This window comes from Aromatoleum buckelii (genome assembly GCF_012910785.2).
Taxonomy (GTDB): Bacteria; Pseudomonadota; Gammaproteobacteria; order Burkholderiales; family Rhodocyclaceae; genus Aromatoleum; species Aromatoleum buckelii.
Genome location: NZ_WTVH02000009.1, coordinates 136,645 through 159,994, shown reverse-complemented (window position 1 = coordinate 159,994; position 23,350 = coordinate 136,645). Strand labels below are relative to the sequence as shown.

The window sequence follows — 23,350 nt, the reverse complement described above, 5'->3', positions numbered from 1 at the left end:
TCGATGCGGCCCGCGCGGCGCAGGCAAGCGCAGGATGGCAAAGCCGGGCGCGCGGGGTTCAGCGCTGGATCGAGAAGCCGATTCTAAACTGCGTTCCGCGCGACCGGTTGTAATCGAGCAATGTTTCGCCATAACCGTTGAATACCTGGAAATGCAGGTAGGACGCGGTATCCGACAGGATCGCGCGCGACAGCGGATATGACAGATCGAGTTGTGAACTGCCCCCGTCGGTCGAGTGGCGCAGGCGCAGCTGGGCGAGAAAACCGTCGTCCCGGCCGAAACGCACTCCGAGTTCGCCGTAACCGCGATAGCGGTGGATGTCCGGGTTTTCGTCGCGATCGAGGTAACCCCAGATCTTCGGCGTGATGCCGACATAGGATTGCCGCTCGCCGAGGCGATGACGCCAGTCGAGCGATGCGAACAGCGTGTCGATGCTGCGCGAATTCTGCCGGTCGCGCGCGTTCGATTCATGCTCGTAGCCCGTGCGTACGGTGATGGCGTGCTGGTGCTCCGGGTCCGACGCAAGTCGCCACTCGTAGAACAGCGACGGCCGGTAGCTCGTGTCGCGGAACGGCTTCGACTCCGAGCGCAGGTCCCACACCGAAGTCTGTGTGTAACCGAAATGCAGGCCGCGCAATGGCGGCAGCAGTTCGACGACGGGGCCTTCGGGCTCGAAGATGCGGTACTTGAAACTGAGCTGGACGCGCGCCGAGCGGCCCGCCCCGCCGCCAACGAGGAAATACATCGGCTCGTTGACCGACAGCGCCGGGGTTGGCGGAAGGGTCGCCGCAGGCAGGACCGGTTCCTGCGCAGCCTTCGCCACGTCGGCACCCGGCGGCGCGGCAGCTTCCTGCGCGATCAGCAGCAGGCGCGACGAACTCCGGTCGGCGAGCTCCACGACCGCAGGTCCCGTGAGCTGCTCCGGCCAGTTCAGCACGTAATCGCGGCGGAACGCGGCGCCCTCTCCAGCCCCTGCAGCCAGCAGCTCTACGGCGACACGCTGTTCGCCGGCTTCGATGACGGCTTCGAGACGATCCGGCAGCGGCAACTCGTCGGAAGCGTCGCGGACGATCGAAATGTTCAGCGATTGCCCGGCGACCACGCGCGTGGCGAAGGCGGCCAGCAGCCATTCGGCCTGGACCGCAGGTGCGCCAAGAAGCATCGCGGCCGCGACCGCGAGCACGGGAATTCGCATCCGGGGTCTCCTGTAGGGCTGACCGGCGCCGGTCTTCAGCGGCGGAAGATCCAGAGGATAAGGCTGATCACGATCGAGACGATCAGCCCCGTCGTCAGGGGAAAATAGAAGCCGAAGCCTTCCCGCTCGATGTGGAAGTCGCCGGGAAGCCGGCCGAACGGCAGGCGTGAGAGCCACGGCCAAAACAGGCCCGCGGCAACCAGGATCAAGCCGAGGACGATCAGCAGGCGTTGCATGAACGGAACGACATTCGTTGCGGGCGCCGGCTCCTCGACGGAACCGGCGCCCGGACAGGGCCTTACTCCTGCGCCGCGGCAAACTGCCGCTGCTCGAAAGCGTCGACCACTGAAACGGCGGTGATGTTCACGAGCCGACGCACGGTCGCCGACGGCGTCAGGATATGCACCGGCAGCGCCGTGCCAAGTAGCATCGGACCGACCGACACCCCGTCGCCATTCGCGATCTTCATCAGGTTGAACGAGATGTTCGCCGCGTCGAGGTTCGGCATCACGACGAGGTTCGCTTCCCCGGCGAGCATCGACTCCGGATTCGACTTCTTGCGGATGTCGGGCGACAGCGCCGCATCGCCATGCATCTCGCCATCGCATTCCAGATCCGGAGCGAGGCGGCGGAGGATCTCGGACGCTTCGCGCATCTTGCGCGCCGAGGTCGAACGCGAGCTGCCGAAGTTCGAGTGCGACAACAGCGCGACGCGCGGCTCGATGCCGAAACGGCGCAGCTCGTCGGCAGCCATCCGGGCGATTTCAGCGACTTCCTCGGCGCTCGGATTCTCGTTCACGTACGGATCGGTGATCGCGAGCATGCGCTTGGGCAGCAACAGCAGGCTCATCGCCGCGAACAGCTTCGAGCCCTTCTTCAACCCGATGACATCCTCGACGGTCTTGAAGTGGTAATCGTAGGTGCCGAAAGTGCCGCACACCAGCGCGTCGGCGTCGCCACGGCGCAGCACCATGCAGCCGATCAGCGTCGTGTCGCGGCGCATCTTCGCCTTTGCGAGTTCGGGCGTCACGCCGTCGCGACACATCATGTGGTGGTATTCCTGCCACAGCTCGCGGTAACGCGGGTCGGACTCCGGATTGATGATGTCGAAGTCGCGGCCGGGCACGAGGTTCAGGCCGATCTTCTGGATGCGCATCTCGATCACGCTCGGCCTGCCAATCAGGATCGGCCGCGCGAGTTCCTCGTCGATGACGACGCGCGCGGCATGCAGCACGCGCTCGTCCTCGCCTTCGGCGTACAGCACGCGCTTGAACTCGGCCGGAATCCGCTTCGCCGCCGAGAACACCGGCTTCATGACGATGCCCGACTGATAGACGAAATCCGACAGGCTCGCTGCGTACGCCGCCAGATCCTCGATCGGCCTCGTCGCAACCCCCGACTCCATCGCCGCCTTGGCGACGGCGGGCGCGATCTTGACGATCAGGCGCGGGTCGAACGGGCTGGGAATGATGTAGTCCGGGCCGAAATGCAGGTCGGCGTTGCCGTAGGCGGCGGCGACGATGTCGCTCTGTTCGGCGCGCGCGAGTTCCGCGATCGCCTTCACGCACGCGAGCTTCATCTCCTCGGTGATCTTCGTTGCGCCGGCGTCGAGCGCGCCGCGGAAGATGAACGGAAAGCACAGGACGTTGTTGACCTGGTTCGGATAGTCGGACCGACCGGTCGCGATGATGCAGTCCGGACGCGCTTCCTTCGCCACTTCTGGCAGGATTTCCGGGTTCGGGTTCGCGAGCGCGAAGATCAGCGGCTTGTCCGCCATGCGTTTGACCATCTCGGGCTTCAGCACGCCCGCGGTCGACAGGCCGAGGAATACGTCGGCGCCTTCGATGACTTCGCCAAGCGTCGTCGCATCGGTGCGCTGCGCATAGCGGGCCTTGTTCGGCTCCATGTTCTCGTCTCGGCCGACGCGGATCACGCCTTTGGAGTCGCAGACGAACACGTTCTCGCGCTTCACTCCGAGCCCGACCATCAGGTCGAGGCACGCGATCGCCGCGGCGCCCGCACCGGAGCACACCAGCTTCACTTCGCCGATGTCCTTGCCGACGATCTTGAGACCGTTGATCAGCCCTGCCGACGAAATGATCGCGGTGCCGTGCTGGTCGTCATGGAAGACCGGAATGTTCATCCGCTCGCGCAGCTTCTGCTCGATGTAGAAACACTCGGGCGCCTTGATGTCCTCGAGGTTGACGCCGCCGAGCGTCGGCTCGAGGGACGCGATGATCTCGATGAGCTTGTCCGGGTCCCGCTCGGCGAGCTCGATGTCGAACACGTCGATGTTCGCGAATTTCTTGAACAGGCAGCCCTTGCCTTCCATGACCGGTTTCGATGCGAGCGGGCCGATATTGCCCAGGCCGAGCACCGCTGTGCCGTTCGTGACGACGGCGACGAGATTGCCGCGCGACGTCAGTTCGCGCGCCTGTCCCGGGTCCGCGACGATCGCATCGCACGCCGCAGCCACGCCCGGCGAGTAGGCGAGCGCGAGGTCGCGCTGGTTCGTCAGGCTCTTGGTGGGAACAACCGAAATTTTCCCGTGGGTCGGCGAACGATGATAATCCAGTGCCGCGGTGATGAAATCCTGATCCATTGCGCTCCCTCTCGTGCTAAGTGGGTTGTCTTTGTTTATGAATGTGCGGAAAAAGCTCTGCGCTCGCACCAGCGCCTCGCCAACCAATGAGGAAGGTCCGCAGCGATGTGGCTTGTTCTGATCGAATGGCCGGCGTTGAACCGGGCATCGCAGCGGATCGGGTTCGGCGGCCCGCATGACGGCCGCTTCATGCGACCGCTGCTGACGCCACCTTTGACGAGGCGAAAGTTTAGCGCAGCCGTCCAGCCTTGGGCAGAGGGATGTCAGGGTAAGCCGGCATAGCGGCGCGCGGCATCTTCTGGCTTGGAGTCCCTGTGCGGCGTCGGCGCACATCGGCACGTGCCCGTGGACATTTTTTGGCACAATCGCGTGGCAGCCCAACCAGGAAAGCCAAGATGCGACGCGTGGTGTTCAATCAGAAAGGCGGAGTCGGCAAGTCGACCATTACCTGCAACCTCGCGGCGATCAACGCCCACCGGGGCCGGCGTACACTGGTCGTCGACCTCGACCCGCAGGGCAACTCGACCCAGTATCTGCTTGGCCGCTCCAGCGGGGAGCTCGACACGACGTTGGCAGATTTCTTCGACCAAACGCTCAACTTCAAGCTGAACCCAAAGAAGACGACCGAGTTCGTCGTCCCGAGCCCTTTCGAAGGGCTGGACGTGATGCCTTCGCACCCCGGGCTCGAAGACCTGCAGGGCAAGCTCGAGTCCCGCTACAAGATCTACAAGCTGCGCGACGCTCTCGAGGAACTGGCCGGTCGCTACGACTGCATCTACATCGATACGCCGCCGGCGCTCAATTTCTACACCCGCTCGGCGCTGATCGCCGCGGATGGCTGCGTGATCCCGTTCGACTGCGACGAGTTTTCCCGTCGCGCGCTGTACTCACTGCTGGAAAACGTGCAGGAAATCCGCAGCGACCACAATCGCGAGCTGCAGGTCGAAGGGATCGTCGTCAATCAGTTCCAGGCCCGGGCCGCACTGCCGCAGAAAGTCGTGCAGGAACTGATCGACGAAGGCCTGCCGGTGCTGACGCCCTATTTGTCCGCCTCGGTGAAGATCAAGGAATCCCATGAGCAGGCGCGGCCGATGATCCATCTCGACGCGAAGCATAAGCTCACGCAGGAGTACGTCGCGCTGCACGACTCGCTGGCGAGGAAATACGGCGCCTGAGGACGGGCGCCGACCCCAATATCCTGGGGGGCCGAAGTCAGGCGGGATCGAGCTTCGCGACCGCGAGCATCAGCCACTTGACGCCAGCGGCGCCGAAGTTGATCTGGAGCCGGGCGTCCGAGCCGCTGCCTTCGGCGGCGACGATCACCCCCTGGCCGAACTTGGCATGGGTGACCAGCTGACCGACACGCAAGCCGCCCAGATCACGGCTGCGCGAAACCGGTGGTTCCGCCGCCTTCGCCGCGCCGCCGCGCGACGGCTGATAGTAGCCGCCGAACCCGCTGCGCACCGCGCTCGTGCGCGGATTCGGCGGTGACAGCCACTTCGTGAGTTCCTCCGGAATTTCCTCGAGAAAGCGCGAACGCAGGTTGTAGCGCGTCTGCCCGTGCAGCATGCGGCTCTGCGCGAACGACAGGTAAAGCCGCTGACGGGCGCGCGTCACCGCGACGTACATCAGCCGGCGCTCCTCTTCCAGCCCTTCCGTCTCGAGGATACTGTTCTCGTGCGGAAACAGCCCTTCCTCGAGGCCCGACAGAAAAACCGCGTCGAATTCCAGCCCTTTCGATGAATGCACCGTCATCAACTGCACCGCGTCGCTGCCGGCATCGGCCTGGTGCTCGCCGGCCTCGAGCGACGCGTGCGCGAGAAAGTCGGCGAGCAGCGCATGGGCCATGTCCTGCGCATCGGCCTGCACGCCTGCTTCGGCAACGAAGTTCGCCGCCGCATTGATCAGTTCGTCGAGGTTTTCGAGCCGCTCCTGGCCTTCCTTCTCGTTGCGGAAATGATTGCGCAGGCCGGACGCATCGAGCACATGGTCGACGAGCTCCGGCAGCGGCAGCTTCGCGGTGTCGCGCCGCAGGTCTTCGACGAGTCGCACGAACTGGGCCAGCACCGTGCCCGGCTTCCCCGCCAGATGCGGCACGGCCGCGTACAGGCTGCTGTTCCACGTGCGCGCCGCGTCCTGCAGCGCCTCGATCGAACGGGCGCCGATGCCGCGCGTCGGGAAATTGACGACGCGGCTGAACGCGGTGTCGTCGTCCGGATTGGCGATCAGGCGCAGGTACGCGAGCGCATGCTTGATTTCCTGCCGCTCGAAGAAACGCAGGCCGCCGTAGACGCGGTAGGAGATGCCGCTAGAAAAAAGCTGGTGCTCCAGGACGCGCGACTGCGCATTCGAGCGATACAGCAGTGCAATGGCCGAACGACTCATGCCGTCGCGCACCAGCGACTGGATTTCATCGACGATCCAGCGCGCCTCGTCCAGGTCACCGCAGGCCTCGAACACGCGGATCGGTTCGCCGGCGCCGCGTTCGGTCCATAGATTCTTGCCCAGACGGCCGGCGTTATGGCCGATGATCGCGTTCGCGGCATCCAAGATGTTGCCGTGCGAACGGTAATTCTGCTCGAGGCGAATGACGTTGGCGACGTGAAACTCGCGCTCGAAATCGCGCATGTTGCCGACGTCGGCGCCCCGGAAACGGTAGATCGACTGGTCGTCGTCGCCGACGCAGAACAGGTTCGCCGCGCTGTCGCGACCGGCGTCGGCGAGCAGCTTCAGCCAGCGGTACTGGAGCCGGTTCGTGTCCTGGAATTCGTCCACGAGGATGTGGCGGAAACGCTGCTGGTAATGCTTGCGGATCGGTTCATTGCGCTCCAGCAGCTCGTAAGTGCGCAGCAGCAGCTCGGCAAAGTCCACGACAGACTCGCGCTGGCACTGCGACTCGTACTCGATGTACAGCTCGACCCGGCGGCGGGTGTAATCGTCCCACGCTTCGACGGCGTGCGGCCGCAGCCCGGCTTCCTTCTGGCCGTTGATGAAATGCTGCAGCTCGCGCGGCGGGAATTTCTCGTCGTCGACGTTCAGCGCCTTCAGCAGCCGCTTGATCGCGGCGAGCTGGTCACCCGAGTCGAGGATCTGGAACAGCTGGGGCAGGCCGGCGTCGCGGTGGTGGGCACGCAACAGGCGGTTGCACAGTCCGTGAAACGTGCCGATCCACATGCCGCGCGCCGACCGGTTGAAACTCAGCGGCAGCATCGCGGACAGGCGTGCGAGCAGTTCCTTTGCCGCCTTGTTCGTGAAGGTAACGGCCAGGACCCCTTGCGGATCGACCTGCCCGGTCTGCACGAGCCACGCGATGCGCGTCGTCAGCACGCGGGTCTTGCCGGAACCGGCGCCGGCCAGGACCAGCGCGTGTTGCGGCGGCAGGGTAACCGCCTGGAGTTGTTCGGGATTGAGGTTGGCGAGCAGATCGGACATTCGGTTTTCTCTTGGGGCACAGCGAATTTTAACCGGGACGCGAGGGAAACTTCGGGCTCCCTTGGAATCGGGATCGCGACAACCTAAAAAAACGGCACTGTTGCATCGGCACAACAAAGATGTTGATTTGCCCCCAGGGATCCTTTAGCTTGAGATTGTGCAACGCAGCATCCGTTTGCGTTTTATCAAGGAATAACCTCCTTGAGCGGCGCAGAATTCGCGAAATTTTTGTATGTTGCACCGCATTAACAGCGCCTCGAACGGTGGACTTACAAGGTCTGTCCCGGCGCAAAAGCCGACAAGGCCGACAAGCTCACAGGAGAACCAATCATGAAGACACCCAAGCTCTTGCCCTGGTATGCGCGCAAAGCCGGCATCCCGATCGAACGGGCCACCACCCTCTGGCATGAAGCGGTGCGCGAAGCCACCGTGGCGACCGGATGGGTCGGCAATGCCGAGTACTGGGGCGAGGCGATGAATGCCTTCCTCCGCCTGCTCGAAGAAGAAAAGGAGCGCTTCTGCGCGCCGTGCGTCACGCCATTCGTGCGCAGCCAGAATCGTCTCTGGCGCCTGCCGCTGACCGCGATGGAAGACGTCGTATCGGCGGTCTCGGCCAGCTGGCAACGTTATTCGGCCACCGCCCGCAAGGCTGCGTAAGCGCTCCGATCCGGTCCGGGCGGCAGCACAACCCCGCGACGCGTCCCGGCCGCCCCCCCGCCCCGAAAGGCTCGAGGCATTCGCGTTTTCAAAGCATTTCCTGCCGGATTTCCCGCACTCCGGCGCGCATCCCGGGCAGCGCTGGCTTCGCGATATACTTGCGTGTTTTCCACGCACCCACGCCAGCCCCCGATGCAGGACAAATACACTCCCGCCGCAGTCGAAGTCGCCGCCCAGCAGCACTGGGAAAGCACCCAGGCATTCAAAGTCGCCGAGGACGCCGGCAAGCCCAAGTATTACTGTCTGAGCATGTTCCCGTATCCGTCGGGGAAGCTACACATGGGGCACGTGCGCAACTACACGATCGGCGACGTGCTCGCGCGCTACCACCGCATGCGCGGCTTCAACGTCCTGCAGCCGATGGGCTGGGACGCGTTCGGCATGCCGGCCGAAAACGCCGCGATCCAGAACAACGTGCCGCCGGCAAAGTGGACGTGCGCCAACATCGACTACATGAAGACGCAGCTGAAGCGTCTCGGCTTCGCGATCGACTGGTCGCGCGAGCTCGCCACCTGCAAGCCGGATTACTACCGCTGGGAACAGTGGCTGTTCACCCGGCTGTACCAGAAGGGGCTGATCTACAAGAAGCTCGGCACGGTGAACTGGGACCCGGTCGACGAGACGGTGCTCGCGAACGAGCAGGTCATCGACGGCCGCGGCTGGCGCAGCGGCGCCGTCATCGAGAAGCGCGAAATCCCGATGTACTACATGAAGATCACCGCCTACGCCGATGAGCTTCTCGAAGCGCTCGACGCCCTGCCCGGCTGGCCGGAGCAGGTCAAGCTGATGCAGAAGAACTGGATCGGCCGCTCGGAAGGCGTCGAAGTGCATTTCCCGTATGAGGTGTCGACGATCGGCTCTTCCGGCGTGCTGAAGGTGTTCACGACCCGCGCCGACACGCTGCTGGGCGCGACCTACGTCGCCGTCGCCGCCGAACACCCGCTGGCGCTCCAGGCCGCGGCGAACGACCCGGAACTCGCGGCCTTCATCGACGAATGCCGGCACGGCGGCGTCGCCGAAGCCGATCTGGCGACGATGGAAAAAAAGGGCATGGCGACCGGCCTGCGCGTCGTGCATCCGCTCACCGGCGAGCATCTGCCGGTGTGGATCGCGAACTACGTGCTGATGGGCTATGGCGAAGGCGCGGTGATGGCGGTGCCGGCTCACGACGAGCGCGATTTCGCGTTTGCGACGAAGTATCGGTTGCCGATCCGGATGGTCGTGAGGTCGACGCGCGACGCGTATACCGACACCGTCGCACCGTGGCAGGACGCGTATGCCGAGCAGGGCCGGCTGGTCAATTCCGGCAAATACGACAGCCTGCATTTCCAGGATGCTGTCGATGCGATCGCCACCGACCTCGCCGCGAAAGGCCTCGGCGCCAAGCGCACGCAGTACCGCCTGCGTGACTGGGGCATCTCGCGTCAGCGCTACTGGGGCTGCCCGATCCCGATGATTCACTGCGCCGATTGCGGGGACGTGCCGGTGCCGGACGAGCAACTGCCGGTCGTGCTGCCCGAAGACGTCGCCGTGACCGGCCGCGGTTCGCCGCTCGCGAAAATGCCCCGGTTCTACGAATGCGATTGCCCGAAGTGCGGTAAGCAGGCAAAACGCGAAACCGACACGATGGACACGTTCGTCGAATCGTCCTGGTACTTCCTGCGCTACGCCTCGGCGGACAACGGGCAGGCGATGGTCGACGAGCGGGTCAATTACTGGGCGCCGGTCGACCAGTACATCGGCGGCATCGAGCACGCGATCCTGCACCTGCTGTATTCGCGCTTTTTCACGCGCGCGATGCGCGACGAAGGTCTCGTGGATGTGTCCGAACCTTTCACGAACTTGCTGACTCAGGGCATGGTCGTCGCCGAAACCTATTACCGCGACGCCGACGGCGGCAAGAAGCAGTGGATCAATCCGGCCGACGTCGAAGTCGAGCGTGACGAGAAAGGCCGCATCGTCGCCGCAAAACTCACCGCCGATGGCGCGCCGGTCGTCATCGGCGGCATCGAGAAAATGGCGAAGTCGAAGAACAACGGCGTCGACCCGCAAGCGCTCGTCGATCAGTACGGCGCCGACACCGCGCGCCTGTTCATCATCTTCGCTGCGCCGCCGGATCAGCAGCTCGAATGGTCGGACTCGGGCGTCGAAGGCGCGTACCGCTTCCTGCGCCGGGTGTGGAGCTTCGGGCACGTTTTCGTCAGCGAGCTCCGCCCCCAACTGCCGGCGGATCGCCAGCTCGACGCTGTCCGGCTGCCGGAAGCACTCGCCGCAGTGCGCCGCGAGATCCACGTCTGCCTCAGGCAGGCGAACTACGACTTCGGCAAGCACCAGTTCAACACTGTCGTCTCGGCCGCGATGAAGATCCTCAACGCCCTCGAAAAGGCGCCCCGTGAGGTCGGCGCTGCGCATGCACAGGTCGCGGAGGAAGGGCTCGACATCCTGCTGCGCCTGCTCGCGCCGATCACGCCGCACGTCGCGCATGCGCTGTGGCAGGACTGCGGCTTTGCCGGGGACCTGCTGCACGCGAGTTGGCCCGAACCTTCCGAAACCGCGCTCAGGCAGGACGAGATCGACCTCGTGCTGCAGGTCAATGGCAAGCTGCGCGGCACTCTGCGGGTGGCCGCCGGGGCAAGCAATTCCGCCATCGAAGCGCTCGCGCTCGGTTCGGAGGCGGCGCAGAAATTCATGGAAGGCAAGCCGCCGCGCAAAGTCGTCGTCGTGCCTGGCCGCCTCGTCAACATCGTCGTCTGAGCGATGTCGATGAAATCCTCTCCCACCCGCCGCCGCCTGATCTTGGGGTTCGGGGGGCTCGCGGCCGCTGCGCTGCTCGGCGGTTGCGGATTCAAGTTGCGCGGCCCGCAGCCGCTCGCGTTTTCGAGCATTTACCTCGGCGTCAGCAGGCAGTCCGACCTCGGCGCGGCGCTGCATCGCCGCATCGTTGCGAACGGCAACACCACGATCACGGACGACCCGGCAACCGCTGACGTGAGGCTCGAAATCCTGCGCGATCAGACCGAGCGCGAGATCCTCACGCTCACGGGAGGCGGCAAAGTGCGCGAGTACCAGCTCCGGCGCCTCATGAGTTTCCGGCTCCTCGGCCGCGATGGCAACGAATGGGTCGCGCCGACGACGATTTCGGCGCGACGCGAATACAACTTCGACGACGCGCAGGTCCTCGCCAAGGAACAGGAAGAAGCGCTGCTGTTCCGCGACATGCAGCTCGACCTCATCGACCAGCTGATGCGCCGCTTGGCGGCCGCAAAGCCGTGAACCTGCGCCCCGAGCAGCTTTTCGCACATCTGGCAAAGCCGCTCGCCCCACTCTACCTGCTGCACGGCAACGAACCGCTGCTGGTGCTCGAAGCCGCCGATCTGGTGCGCGCGGCGGCGCGTCGCCAGGGCTTCGACGAGCGTGAAACGTTGGTCGTCGGACAGGGTTTCCGGTGGGAAAGCCTGAGCGCCGCAGCCGGAAACCAGTCGCTGTTCGGTGGCTCGAAGCTGATCGACCTGCGCATTCCCGGCGGGAAACCCGGACGCGACGGCGGGGACGCCCTTCAGCGTTATGCGCGCAGCCTCGCCGGCGGCATCGTGACACTGGTCACGCTGCCCGATATCGACTGGGCGACACGCAAGACAGCTTGGTTCAACGCCTTGGCGCAAGCCGGCGTGACGGTCGAACTCAACGCTCCGGAGCGCGAACGCCTGGGAGAATGGATCGCGGCCCGCCTGGCGCGACAAAAGCAGACGGCAAGCCCGGAAGCGCTCGCTTTCGTCGCCGACCACGTCGAAGGCAATCTGCTCGCCGCGCACCAGGAAATCCTCAAGCTCGGCCTGCTCCACGCGGAAGGAAACCTCAGCCTCGAGGATGTCCAGAATGCGGTGCTGAACGTCGCCCGCTACGACATTGCCAAGCTGCGCGACGCGCTCGTCGAAGGCGATCCGGTCCGGTGCACGCGTCTCCTCGAAGGCCTGCAGGGCGAAGGCGCCGCGCCGCCGCTGGTGTTGTGGGCACTTGCGAACGAAATCAGGACGCTGGCCACGCTGTGTGCCGGAAAAACTGCCGGCCAGCCTCTTGCAACGCTGTTCAAGGCCGAACGAATCTTCGACGAACGGCGCAAGCACGCGCTCAGCAACGCATTGACGCGGGTTCGGACCGGCAGGCTTCGCGCCGCGTTGCTGCACGCGGCAAAGATCGACCGCATCATCAAGGGACTCGCTCCCGGCGATGTGTGGGACGAGTTCCTGCAGTTGGCACTGCGGCTCGCACGGCGCTGACCGGTCAGATCGTCTGAGTGCGGACGTGCGCACTGGCGGGCGCCGGCCGATCGATGCTTTAATCTTCTTTTGCACGGCAACATCGAGAATCCGATGGACATCCACGACTACATGCAGACTCTGGGTCGCCAGGCACGCGCCGCCTCGCGCGTGCTCGCGGCCGCTTCGACCGCCGACAAGAACGCCGCGCTCGTCGCGATGGCGGCAGCCATTCGGCAACAGGCGGAGGAACTGCTCGCCGCGAACGCACGCGACCTCGACGAGGCGCGCGCCGGCGGACTCGAACCGGCGCTGATCGATCGCCTCACCCTGACTGCCAAGGGCGTCGAGGCGATGGCCGAAGGGCTCGAACAGGTCGCAGGCCTGCCCGACCCCATCGGCGAGATCACCGATGTCAAGCGTCGCCCATCGGGCATCCAGGTCGGCAAGATGCGCGTGCCGCTCGGGGTCATCGGCATCATCTACGAAGCGCGCCCCAACGTGACCGCCGACGCCGCGGCGCTGTGCCTCAAGTCCGGCAACGCCGCGATCCTGCGCGGCGGCAGGGAAGCGCTGCACTGCAACCAGGCGATCGCGCAGTGCGTCAGGACAGGACTCGCCGCTGCCGGGTTGCCGGAAACTTCGGTACAGGTCGTCGAGATTACCGACCGTGCCGCGGTCGGCCACCTCATCACGATGCCCGAGTTCGTCGACGTCATTGTTCCGCGCGGCGGCAAAGGCCTGATCGAACGCATTTCGAAGGAAGCGCGGGTGCCGGTCATCAAGCACCTCGACGGCAACTGTCACGTCTATATCGACCGCGATGCCGATGTGGCGAAAGTCGTGCCGATCGTCGAAAACGCCAAGACGCAGCGTTACGGCACCTGCAACACGGCGGAATCATTGCTCGTCGCCCGCGAGGTCGCGCCGCGCCTGCTGCCGGAAATCGGCCGGATGCTCGCGACGAAAGGCGTCGAGATGCGCGGTTGCGAGCAATCGCTGGCGATTCTGCGCGCGACCGGGATCGCTGCGGACAAGTTGCGCGCCGCGAGCGAGCAGGACTGGTCGGAGGAATATCTCGCGCCCGTCATTGCGGTGAAAGTGGTTGCCGACCTCGACGACGCGATCGCGCACATCAACACCTACAGTTCAGGGCATACCGAAGCGATCGTCACCGAAAACTACACTAGCGCGATGCGCTTCCTGCGCGAAGTGGACTCGTCCTCGGTGATGGTCAATGCTTCAACGCGCTTCGCCGACGGCTTCGAATACGGCCTCGGGGCGGAAATCGGAATCTCGACGGACAAGATCCACGCCCGCGGTCCGGTGGGACTCGATGGGCTGACGAGCCAGAAATGGATCGTCTTCGGCAACGGAGAAGTCCGCGGCTAAAAAGGCCAGCGGCCGCGCCTCGCCTTCAGCGCACGCGTCCCGAAGGGCTGCCGCCCGCGACCGTTCGGGGGGCACCTCGTCCCGTCGCCAGGGGCGAGGATCCCGACAACTGGAAGCCTGCGGTCGCCTCGCGGGTCCTGAATCTCCCTCGACACTGCATCGCGGACCATGAACCTCCCCCCGACTGCTTCATCCGGTGCCCCATTCGCCGCAATTCTCGCCGTGCCGTTCGGCGCGTTCGGCATCCGAGTTGCGGGAAACGTCATTCACGAGCTCGTCTTCCTTCCCCCGGGCACGCCCGCAATGCCTCCTGACTGCGCGCTCGCCGAGCGCGCAGTGACCCAGATCCACGCGTGGCTGGAAGATCCGGACCGTCCTTTCGACCTGCCCCTCGCGATGCGTGGCACGTTGTTTCAGCGGCGGGTGTGGGACGCGATCGCGGCGATCCCGCGCGGCGAGACGCGGCAGTACGCACATCTTTCGAAGGCGCTCGCCAGCGCCGCCCGAGCGGTCGGCCAGGCCTGCCGGGCAAACCCGTTTCCCCTCGTGATTCCCTGCCATCGCGTCGTGTCGGCGACAGGCATTGGCGGATTTGCCGGTGCCTCCGGAGGCTACCTGATCGACGCAAAGCATTGGCTTCTCGCGTTCGAGGCAAACCGGTGAGCAGAACCGAACACCACGCGCCGGAAACGCCGGCCACCCGTTTCCTCAAGCAGCATCGCGTGGCCTATACGACCCATCTCTACGCCTACGAACCTCATGGCGGAACAAAAGTGTCCGCCCGGGAACTGGACGTCGACGAACATGCGATCGTCAAGACGCTGGTAATGGAAGACGACAGCGGCACACCGTTGATCGTATTGATGCACGGTGACCGAAAAGTATCGACGAAAGAACTCGCCCGGCAAGCCGGCCGGAAACGCATCGAGCCCTGCACGCCGGAAGTCGCTAATCGTCATTCGGGTTATCTCGTCGGTGGCACTTCTCCATTCGGCCTGCGAAAACGCCTGCCGGTATTCATGGAAAGCTCTATCGTCGATCTTCCGCTCGTCTATATCAACGGCGGTCGGCGCGGATTTCTGCTTGGGATATTTCCGCAGGAAATTCTGCGAGTATTGCAACCCCGGCTCGTCAGCGTCGGAATCTAGGGCGCATTCGTCCGCAACGTTTTAATTCTCCGGATTTACTGGCAAAATAATTGGTAATGACTGCGGGTATGCACTTTCGCGTTTCCTTCCCGATCCATTGCCGTCATAACTAACCACCCCGAAATCTGGAGAGATCATGGAACTGGCCACTTTGTCACTGACCGAATTGCGCCGCTTGCAATCGAAGGTGGAAACGGAAATCCGTCGGCGCGGCGATAACACGCGCCGCGAACTGATCAAGAAAATGCAGAAAATGGCGGCGGACGAAGGTCTGTCGCTCAGTGACCTTATCGGCAGCGCCCCGGCGAGCGACGACAAGCGCAGCCCGGCCACGCGGAAAGCCAAACCCGCGGCGAAGAAAAACAGTCCGATTCCGGCGAAGTACCGTCACCCGGAAAATCCTGCGACCACCTGGAGCGGACGCGGCAGAAAGCCGCAATGGGTGGTGGACTGGCTTGCCCAGGACAAGCCCCTCGTGGAGCTCGAGATCGCTGGCGAAAAATAACCCGTCGTGGCGCCTCTTTACTCTTTAACGAGCGCGTCACGACCACCTTTCAGATTGCGCTCGCCGGGAGCGGAATCCCTTCGCGTCCACGCTGGATATACACACCGACGCGACGCACGCCTTTCTTCACGCCGATCTTCGCGATGCGGATCTTGACCCACGGTGCGCCGAATTCGTCGAATAGCAGCTTCACGACGAACTCTCCGAGCGTCTCGATCAGATTGAAATGGCGCTCGGCCAATTCCTTCCGGATTCGTTCGATCACGTCCGCGTAGTTGATCGTCCCCGCAATGTCGTCATTTTCGGCCGCGGAATCCGGCACGCCGAAAGTCAGATTCAGCTCGACCGGCTGGGGCGCCGCCTTTTCACGGGGATAGATGCCGACCCAGGCCTGCACCCGCAACTCCTCGATGAAGATGAAATCCATGCTGTTTCCCGATTAGAATTCCGGCAATTCTAGGTGAAAAAATGAATTTCCTCCTGTTATTGCTCGCCGCGTATGCGCTCGGCTCGACACCGTTCGCCATCGTTTCGAGCCGTCTGTTCGGACTTGCGGACCCTCGCCGCTACGGGTCGGGCAACCCTGGGGCGACCAACGTACTACGCAGCGGCAACAAGGCTGCCGCGCTGCTGACCCTCGTCGGCGACTGCGCCAAGGGGTGGCTCGCGGTATGGGGCGCGGCGAAGCTGGGCTTTTCCCCGGTCGAAGCAGCGCTGGCGGGGCTGGCGGCGTTTCTGGGCCATGTCTTCAGCGTGTTCCTGCGCTTCCGCGGCGGCAAGGGCGTTGCAACCGCGCTGGGCGTGCTTGCCGGAATCAATGCCTGGGTCGCGCTCAGCGCGCTTTTCGTATGGCTCGCGGTGGCGGTCCTCACCCGCTACTCTTCGGCGGCGGCGCTGGCCGCTGCAGTGATCACGCCCATTTCCGGCGCCGTCCTGCTCGGCGCCACCCCGACGGTCGCCGTGCTCGCGCTGATCGCCGGCATTCTGGTGTGGCGCCACGCCCCGAACATACGAAAACTGATGAACGGGTCCGAAAGCAAGATCGGCGCAAGCAAGAGCTGACCTCCCGGCGCGTCCGCCGCGCACATGCTGCCCGGCGCCCGCCGAAGGCGCCTTTTGCTTACGGCTGGACGGGTGAATGCAGTTCGGCCAGCGGCCAGCGCGGAAACACTCGCACTGCCGGAGTTTCGCCGCCGCGCTGTCCGGCAGCGGCGCGCAGCGCGCCGGCGAACGCGATCATCGCGCCGTTATCCGTGCACAGTTCGGGTTCCGGATAATACACCCGCCAGCCCTTGCGCCGCGTCGAGGCATCGAGTCGCTCGCGCAGGTGGCGGTTGGCTCCCACCCCGCCCGCCACAACGAGGCGGACCAACCCGGTCTGCTCGAGCGCACGCAGCGCCTTCGCACACAGCACCTCGACCACTGCCGCCTGGAAATCCGTCGCCAGGTCGGCCACATCCTCGGCCCGCCACGTCGGGGCCGACACGACGTTGAGGACGGCCGTCTTGAGCCCGCTGAAGCTGAAATCGAGATCGCCCGACCGCAGCATAGGACGCGGCAGGCGGAAACGTCCCGTTTGTCCACGCTCTGCCAAAGCGGCCAGTTGCGGCCCGCCGGGATAGCCGAGCCCGAGGAGCTTCGCCGTCTTGTCGAATGCCTCTCCGGCCGCATCGTCCACCGACTCTCCGAGCAGCGCATATTCCCCCACTCCCGTCACCCTCATCAACTGCGTATGGCCGCCGGACACGAGCAACGCGACAAACGGAAACGCCGGCGCGTCGGCCGCGAGCAAGGGGGATAGCAGGTGCCCCTCGAGATGGTGAATGGGCAAGACCGGTACAGCGAGCGCCAGTCCCAGCGACTCGGCGAAGCTCGCGCCGACGAGCAGCGCACCGGCAAGTCCCGGTCCCGCCGTGTAGGCGATTGCATCGAGTTGCGACAGCTCGCAGCCAGCCGCATCCAGCGCCTGCTTCACCAGCAGCGGCAGGCGGCGGATGTGATCGCGCGACGCCAGTTCCGGGACCACGCCGCCGTATGCGGCATGCAGCGCGATCTGCGTGTGGACGCAATGCCCGAGCAAACCGGCCGTAGTGTCGAAGATCGCCACGCCCGTTTCGTCGCACGAAGTCTCGATTCCCAGTACTTTCATCACCCCACCATTTCGACGGCACGTTCGAAGGCGCCTATTCTAACGGCCCATCCGTGGAGCACCGCCGAAGTTTATGCTTGGCTTGGCGCCTGCCAGTCGTTATAATTCGCGTTTTTCCGCCTACAAGACACACAAGGACGTTCGCAATGCCGGGTATTCGCGTCAAGGAAAACGAGCCGTTTGAAGTCGCCATTCGCCGCTTCAAGCGCACCATCGAAAAAACCGGTTTGCTGACTGAGCTTCGCGCCCGCGAGTTCTACGAAAAGCCTACCGCGGAACGCAAGCGCAAGTCGGCCGCCGCGGTCAAGCGCAACCACAAGCGCCTGCGCAGCCAGACCCTGCCGCCGAAGCTGTACTGATCCGTTACCGGTTCAGCCGGCCGGCACCACGCCGGGCGCGAGTCATAGGATTCGTGCCCGGCGTGGCTTTTGTATTTTCGAGCTGGAGTACATCATGTCTCTCAAGGAACGCATCCAGGACGACATGAAGGCGGCACTGCGCGCGAAGGATAGCGCGCGCCTGTCCGCGGTCCGCCTGCTGCTCGCTGCAGTAAAGCAGCGCGAGATCGACGAGCGCGTCGAACTCGACGATGCGGCGATCACCGCCACCGTCGAAAAACTGGTCAAGCAACGGCGCGACGCAGCCAGCCAGTACGAAGCCGCAAATCGACCCGAACTGGCTGCCGGCGAGCGCTTCGAGATCGAGGTGCTGTCAGCCTATCTTCCCGAGCCGCTGTCCGATGCCGAACTCGACGAGGCGATTGCCGCTGCTGTCGGCGAATCCGGCGCCACGGGTCCTGCTGACATGGGACGCGTGATGGCGCTGCTGAAGCCACGCCTGGCGGGCCGTGGCGACATGACTGAAGCGTCGCGCCGGGTGCGCGCGAGGCTGACGAACTGATTGCCTGCCACCCCAGCGGGCGGGCAGGCCCCCGGTCATGATTCCGCAGTCGTTCATTCAGGATCTGCTCGCCCGGATCGACATCGTCGACGTCATCGAGCGTCACCTGCCGCTGAAAAAAGGCGGCGCCAACTACTTCGCCTGCTGCCCGTTCCACGGCGAGAAGTCGCCCTCGTTCTCGGTCAGTCCGACCAAGCAGTTCTACCACTGCTTCGGCTGTGGCGCCCACGGCAGTGCCGTCGGATTCCTGATGGAATACAGCGGGCTGCCGTTCGTCGAGGCAGTCAAGGAACTCGCCGCCCAGGCAGGCCTGCAGGTCCCGCAGGAACGCGGCCCGAATCCCCGTAACGACACGAACCCCGCGCAGGCAGCGCTGATCGAGGCGATGACCGTCGCGGCGCGACACTACCGCGACCAGCTCAGGCAGGCGTCCGCGGCGATCGACTACCTCAAAAGACGCGGCGTCAGCGGTGAAATCGCTGCGCGCTTCGGCATCGGCTATGCACCCGACGACTGGCAGGGCTTGCGCAACAGCTTCCCGGATTACGATGCGAAGGCACTGCTCGAAGCCGGACTCGTGATCGAGAATGAAGCCGGACGACGCTACGACCGCTTCCGCAACCGCATCATGTTTCCGATCCAGGACCGGCGCGGGCGTGTCATTGCGTTCGGCGGACGCGTTCTGGACAGCGGCGAACCGAAGTACCTTAACTCGCCGGAAACCCCGCTGTTCGAGAAAGGCCGCGAACTGTACGGGCTGCTCCAGGCGCAGAAATCGATCCGCGATGCGGGCCATGCGATCGTCGTCGAAGGCTACATGGACGTCGTGGCGCTCGCCCAGCACGGTATCGGCAATTCGGTCGCGACACTCGGCACTGCGACAACGACGCACCACATCAATGTGCTGCTGCGACAGTCCCGACGCGTCGTGTTCTGCTTCGACGGCGACGCGGCGGGGCGCAAGGCCGCTCGACGGGCGCTCGAATCGTCGCTCGAAGCCCTGCGCGACGACGTCACCCTCGCCTTCCTGTTCCTGCCCGAGCAACACGACCCGGATTCGTTCGTGCGCGCTCATGGCGCCGAGGCGTTCCGCCAGGCCGCTGACGCTGCAACAACGCTGACAAACTTCCTGCTGCGCGAACTGCAGACGGACTGCGCGCTCGATACCGCAGAAGGGCGTGCACGACTCGTTCATGAAGCGAAACCTTTGGTCACCCGGATCACCGCGCCGATGCTGCGGCTGCAGATCGTGAAGTCGATCGCCGAGGCGAGCCAGTTCAGCCAGAGCGAAATCGAGCGGGCGTATGGGCTCTCCGCAGAGGGCCGCGAATGGCCCGTCGAGCACGCCGACGCGGGTCCCCACCATCACCCTACCACCACCCCCCCGCGCCGATTGGCCCCGGGAATGCGTCCCCGGCGCAAACCGCCTTCGACCGTGGGCACGCTCTTGCGGCTCGTGCTCCAGCACCCCGCCTTGGCGGCGCGACTGCCGGTCGACCTCGTTCCGACAATGAACGCCGAGGGCGAAGCGCTGGTCGCAATCATCGACGCGACAAACACCGGAGATCTCGCCGCGAACGTCGGGCTCGGCCCACTGGTCGAACGCTTCCGCGAAACCCCACACGGGAAAACGCTGGCGAAGGCAGCAGGCGAACTTGTCGAAGCGGAGTTCGACGATGCGATCGTCGAGATACTTTTCGAAGACACACTGCGCAAACTGCACGCCGACGCGCTCGCCCGTGAAATTGACGGCCTGACCGCGCGGGAGCGTGAATCCGGCCTGTCGCCGATCGAGCGGCACCGGCTTGCAGCGCTGCTAATCGAAAAAATGAACCTCGTCAATCTCGGCAAAGTCCAAGATTTTTAGTAACATTGCAGGTTACCCAATTCATTTCCAGCCCGAACCAAGGAGTACCATGGCCCGCGAAAAAACCAAGGATTCGCGCAAGGACAGCCCGAAGGGACGAGCTTCCAGAGCCAAAGACAAAGGGGTGTTGGTAGCTGAAGGCCCGCAAGTGGCGCCTCTCGACGCCGAGGTTCGCCGCACCCGCCTCAAGACCCTGATCACGCTCGGCAAGGAGCGCGGCTATCTCACCTACGCCGAGATCAGCGACCACCTTCCGGACGATGTCGCCGACGCCGAGCAGATCGAAGGCATCATCGCGACGTTCAACAACATGGGCATTCGCGTCTTCGACGAGGCTCCGGCTGCCGAAGACCTGCTGATGTCCGACGCGGTGCCGAGCAGCGTCGACGAAGACGTTGCCGAAGAAGAGGCCGAACAGGCATTGTCGTCGGTCGACTCCGAGTTCGGCCGCACGACCGACCCCGTGCGCATGTACATGCGCGAAATGGGCACGGTCGAACTGCTCACCCGCGAAGGCGAAATCGAGATCGCGAAGCGGATCGAGGACGGTCTGCGTCACATGGTCCAGGCCATTTCCGCGTGCCCGACGACGATCGCCGAAATGCTCGAGATCACCGACAAAGTCGCTCGCGACGAAATGCGCATCGACGAGCTGATCGACGGGCTGATCGATCCGAACGCGGCCCAAGCCGTCGAGGCGCCGGCAGTCGAGGCAGCTGAAGACGAAAGCGCCGCGGAGGACGAAGTCGAGAGCGAAGACGTCGGGGACGACGACGAGGAAAGCGACGAAGACAAGGAAGCTGCGGCGAACGCCGCGACGTTGCTGCAATTGAAGAACGACGCGCTGGTGCGTTTCGCCACCATTCGCGAATTGCACGAGCGGAAGATGGCGGTCTTGGCCGCAGGGGGCTCGCAGGACCGCACGTACCTCGATCTGCAGCAACAGATTTCCGGCGAACTGCTGAACATCCGCTTCACCGCGAAAGCGATCGAACGCCTGTGCGACTCGGTGCGCCACATGGTCGAACAGGTCCGCGGCCATGAGCGCCACATCCTGCAACTGTGTGTCGACCGCGCCGGCATGCCACGCCAGCACTTCATCAAGGTGTTTCCCGGCCGCGAAATCGATCTCGACTGGCTGAAGGACGAAATCGGCGCCGGCAAGAACTACGCCGAAGGCCTGATGCGGGTACACCCTGCGGTGCTCGAGGAACAGCAGAAACTGATCGACCTGCAGACGCACATCGGCATCCCGCTGAAGGAACTCAAGGACATCAACCGCCAGATGTCCACCGGCGAAGCGAAGATGCGCCGCGCGAAGCGCGAAATGACGGAGGCGAACCTGCGCCTCGTCATTTCGATCGCCAAGAAATACACCAACCGCGGCCTGCAATTCCTCGATCTGATCCAGGAAGGCAACATCGGCCTGATGAAGGCGGTGGACAAGTTCGAATACCGCCGCGGCTACAAATTCTCGACCTACGCGACCTGGTGGATCCGCCAAGCCATCACGCGCTCGATCGCCGATCAGGCGCGCACCATCCGCATCCCGGTGCACATGATCGAGACGATCAACAAGATGAACCGGATCAGCCGCCAGATCCTGCAGGAAACCGGCCAGGAACCCGATCCGGCGACGCTCGCCGAGAAAATGGAGATGCCCGAGGAGAAGATCCGCAAGATCATGAAGATCTCCAAGGAACCGATCTCGATGGAAACGCCGATCGGCGACGACGACGATTCGCATCTGGGCGACTTCATCGAGGATCAGGCGACTCTCGCGCCGGCGGACGCCGCGATGTACTCCAGTCTGCGCGACGCCACCGGTGAAGTCCTCGACTCGCTGACCGCGCGCGAAGCGAAAGTGCTGCGCATGCGTTTCGGCATCGAAATGAACACCGACCACACCCTCGAGGAAGTCGGCAAGCAGTTCGACGTCACCCGCGAACGCATCCGCCAGATCGAAGCCAAGGCGCTGCGCAAGCTCCGCCACCCGAGCCGTTCCGAACGGCTGCGCAGCTTCCTCGACAGCGACGCCTGATCTTCCTCTCCTCCCTCGCCCGTCCCCGCGACCGGCAACCCCTTTTCCCGGGCCCATAGCTCAATGGTTAGAGCAGAGGACTCATAATCCTTTGGTTGCAGGTTCGAGTCCTGCTGGGCCCACCATGCGAATCAAGCACTTGCGCCAATTCTTCGGGGTTGGCGTTTTGCTTTCCGGGGGACGGGGGACGACTGGGGGACGAATAGAAAAAATCGCTAGAGCGAGACAGGGCGCAGCAGACAAACGGAAAACCCGGCGCGTGGCCGGGTCGGGGGTGGGGGCAGCTTCAAACTCCACGCGTTCAGAGCCCGTTACCGGCCGGTTCCATCATTGCGCACGACCGCGAAATGGAGCGGTTTTCCGGGCGATGCAGAGGCCGGCAAGGGGGAGCCTTACCGATGCCCGGCAAGCCCCTGAACGGCTCGCTTCGGCTACTTGGCGGGCGTGCTTCGCGTCAGATAGGCGACAAGTTCCGCTGGCTTCGCGCCTTGGGCCTTCAAACGCTCCAAATCGGCCAGCAAGCGGCTTTTGACGACTTCGGCATATGCGAGCCCTTCGGCGTGACTGCGGCGATTCAGAGCGGTTTTGATGCTTCGTGGAAGGTTCTGCATAATGTTGTTCTCCTGCGCGCGCGAGCGGATGTCGCGCACGACTGGTTTTTCCGGGTTAGCGTTTGCTCGGCACTTACCGGGCGGTTACCGGGCTCGAAGCGCCAGACTTTCGACCCGCCCCCTGTCCTTTTTTGGTTAGCGTTTGCGCGGGAGCGGGAACCGGGCGGTTACCGGGGTCGAAGCGTCGGACTTCTGAGCCGCCCCCCGTTTGCTGATTTGAATTCCGCTCAGGAGGGGGATTTTTTCCGCGCGTGCGGAACCGAGCGGTTTCCCGCCTTGAGGGGGTCCAGACTTCTACCCCGCCCCTCCCCTGCCCCCGGATTCCCGGCAGGCCGGCCGGGGCGGTTTGCTGAAGAAGTTCATCGCCAGGGGTGAAGCGTTTTCCGACTTCCCCCGGCACCTCGAAGGGGAGAGAAAAGCCGAACTGTGCGGCTTTCTCTTCCCCCTTTAGGGGGGCACAGTTGCACAGTTCATTTTTCCCTTTTAAATCAATTACTTGCAAACTGTGCAGGGCTTCCGCACAGTTCGATTCCGG

21 protein-coding genes and 1 tRNA gene are annotated in these 23,350 nt (G+C 64.1%); 15 read left to right on the top strand and 7 right to left on the bottom strand.

Annotation, left to right across the window (positions count from 1 at the left end):
* Positions 1-58: 58 nt before the first annotated feature.
* The 3 genes from GO608_RS06850 to GO608_RS06840 form a co-directional block, all read right to left on the bottom strand.
* A complete protein-coding gene (locus GO608_RS06850) occupies positions 59-1,195 on the bottom strand; it encodes a phospholipase A (protein ID WP_169199008.1) in 1,137 nt (378 codons plus the stop codon).
* A gap of 35 nt (positions 1,196-1,230) precedes the next feature.
* Positions 1,231-1,431, bottom strand: coding sequence for a DUF2905 domain-containing protein (locus GO608_RS06845; RefSeq protein ID WP_041646300.1), 201 nt, complete (start codon positions 1,429-1,431; stop codon positions 1,231-1,233).
* 62 nt (positions 1,432-1,493) lie between these two features.
* A complete protein-coding gene (locus GO608_RS06840) occupies positions 1,494-3,797 on the bottom strand; it encodes an NADP-dependent malic enzyme (protein WP_169199009.1) in 2,304 nt (767 codons plus the stop codon).
* 395 nt (positions 3,798-4,192) lie between these two features.
* Between GO608_RS06840 and GO608_RS06835 the strand changes: the two genes are divergently transcribed.
* A complete protein-coding gene (locus tag GO608_RS06835; RefSeq protein WP_169199010.1) occupies positions 4,193-4,972 on the top strand; it encodes a ParA family protein in 780 nt (259 codons plus the stop codon).
* Positions 4,973-5,009: 37 nt separating this feature from the next.
* Here the strand turns inward: GO608_RS06835 and GO608_RS06830 are convergent, their stop codons facing one another.
* Complete coding sequence (locus GO608_RS06830; protein ID WP_169199011.1) at positions 5,010-7,229, bottom strand: UvrD-helicase domain-containing protein; 2,220 nt, start codon at positions 7,227-7,229, stop codon at positions 5,010-5,012.
* Between the two features lie 330 nt (positions 7,230-7,559).
* Here GO608_RS06830 and GO608_RS06825 point away from each other — a divergent pair, with 330 nt between their 5' ends.
* The 8 genes from GO608_RS06825 to GO608_RS06790 all read left to right on the top strand — a co-directional run bounded on the left by GO608_RS06825 (position 7,560) and on the right by GO608_RS06790 (position 15,247).
* Positions 7,560-7,886 (top strand): hypothetical protein, encoded by a 327-nt coding sequence (locus GO608_RS06825; protein ID WP_169199012.1) that lies wholly within the window; start codon positions 7,560-7,562, stop codon positions 7,884-7,886.
* Between the two features lie 192 nt (positions 7,887-8,078).
* The gene (leuS, locus tag GO608_RS06820; protein ID WP_169199013.1) at positions 8,079-10,700 is read left to right on the top strand and encodes a leucine--tRNA ligase; all 2,622 of its coding nucleotides are present in this window, start codon (positions 8,079-8,081) and stop codon (positions 10,698-10,700) included.
* 9 nt (positions 10,701-10,709) lie between these two features.
* A complete protein-coding gene (locus tag GO608_RS06815; protein ID WP_169199014.1) occupies positions 10,710-11,219 on the top strand; it encodes an LPS-assembly lipoprotein LptE in 510 nt (169 codons plus the stop codon).
* Complete coding sequence (gene holA / locus GO608_RS06810) at positions 11,216-12,223, top strand: DNA polymerase III subunit delta (RefSeq protein ID WP_169199015.1); 1,008 nt, start codon at positions 11,216-11,218, stop codon at positions 12,221-12,223. Before GO608_RS06815 ends, holA begins: the two co-directional genes overlap by 4 nt.
* Before the next feature lie 93 nt (positions 12,224-12,316).
* Positions 12,317-13,594 (top strand): glutamate-5-semialdehyde dehydrogenase, encoded by a 1,278-nt coding sequence (locus tag GO608_RS06805; protein ID WP_169199016.1) that lies wholly within the window; start codon positions 12,317-12,319, stop codon positions 13,592-13,594.
* A gap of 168 nt (positions 13,595-13,762) precedes the next feature.
* Positions 13,763-14,257: a methylated-DNA--[protein]-cysteine S-methyltransferase gene (locus GO608_RS06800; protein WP_169199017.1), complete on the top strand. Its 495-nt coding sequence runs from the start codon at positions 13,763-13,765 to the stop codon at positions 14,255-14,257.
* Positions 14,254-14,742 (top strand): Cys-tRNA(Pro) deacylase, encoded by a 489-nt coding sequence (gene ybaK, locus GO608_RS06795; RefSeq protein WP_169199018.1) that lies wholly within the window; start codon positions 14,254-14,256, stop codon positions 14,740-14,742. Before GO608_RS06800 ends, ybaK begins: the two co-directional genes overlap by 4 nt.
* 136 nt (positions 14,743-14,878) lie before the next feature.
* Entirely contained in the window at positions 14,879-15,247 is a 369-nt protein-coding gene (locus GO608_RS06790; RefSeq protein ID WP_169199019.1) for an H-NS histone family protein, read from the top strand.
* Between the two features lie 49 nt (positions 15,248-15,296).
* On the opposite strand, the gene GO608_RS06785 is transcribed toward GO608_RS06790, so the two are convergent.
* Positions 15,297-15,674, bottom strand: coding sequence for a dihydroneopterin aldolase (locus GO608_RS06785; protein WP_169199020.1), 378 nt, complete (start codon positions 15,672-15,674; stop codon positions 15,297-15,299).
* A gap of 41 nt (positions 15,675-15,715) precedes the next feature.
* Here GO608_RS06785 and plsY point away from each other — a divergent pair, with 41 nt between their 5' ends.
* On the top strand, positions 15,716-16,309 hold the full coding sequence (plsY, locus tag GO608_RS06780) for a glycerol-3-phosphate 1-O-acyltransferase PlsY (protein WP_011238290.1): 594 nt from the start codon (positions 15,716-15,718) through the stop codon (positions 16,307-16,309).
* A gap of 58 nt (positions 16,310-16,367) precedes the next feature.
* Here the strand turns inward: plsY and tsaD are convergent, their stop codons facing one another.
* Entirely contained in the window at positions 16,368-17,396 is a 1,029-nt protein-coding gene (gene tsaD, locus GO608_RS06775; protein WP_169199021.1) for a tRNA (adenosine(37)-N6)-threonylcarbamoyltransferase complex transferase subunit TsaD, read from the bottom strand.
* A 146-nt stretch (positions 17,397-17,542) separates the two neighbouring features.
* On the opposite strand from tsaD, the gene rpsU reads away from it, so the two are divergent.
* The 5 genes from rpsU (at position 17,543) to GO608_RS06750 (ending at position 22,329) form a co-directional block, all read left to right on the top strand.
* The gene (gene rpsU / locus GO608_RS06770) at positions 17,543-17,755 is read left to right on the top strand and encodes a 30S ribosomal protein S21 (protein ID WP_011238288.1); all 213 of its coding nucleotides are present in this window, start codon (positions 17,543-17,545) and stop codon (positions 17,753-17,755) included.
* A 94-nt stretch (positions 17,756-17,849) separates the two neighbouring features.
* Positions 17,850-18,296, top strand: coding sequence for a GatB/YqeY domain-containing protein (locus tag GO608_RS06765; RefSeq protein WP_169199022.1), 447 nt, complete (start codon positions 17,850-17,852; stop codon positions 18,294-18,296).
* 37 nt (positions 18,297-18,333) lie between these two features.
* Positions 18,334-20,163, top strand: coding sequence for a DNA primase (gene dnaG, locus GO608_RS06760; RefSeq protein ID WP_169199023.1), 1,830 nt, complete (start codon positions 18,334-18,336; stop codon positions 20,161-20,163).
* Positions 20,164-20,212: 49 nt separating this feature from the next.
* The gene (gene rpoD / locus GO608_RS06755; protein WP_169199024.1) at positions 20,213-22,204 is read left to right on the top strand and encodes an RNA polymerase sigma factor RpoD; all 1,992 of its coding nucleotides are present in this window, start codon (positions 20,213-20,215) and stop codon (positions 22,202-22,204) included.
* Between the two features lie 49 nt (positions 22,205-22,253).
* Positions 22,254-22,329: transfer RNA gene (locus GO608_RS06750), tRNA-Ile, on the top strand.
* A gap of 306 nt (positions 22,330-22,635) precedes the next feature.
* On the opposite strand, the gene GO608_RS06745 is transcribed toward GO608_RS06750, so the two are convergent.
* Positions 22,636-22,854 (bottom strand): hypothetical protein, encoded by a 219-nt coding sequence (locus GO608_RS06745; protein ID WP_169199025.1) that lies wholly within the window; start codon positions 22,852-22,854, stop codon positions 22,636-22,638.
* Positions 22,855-23,350: the final 496 nt, after the last annotated feature.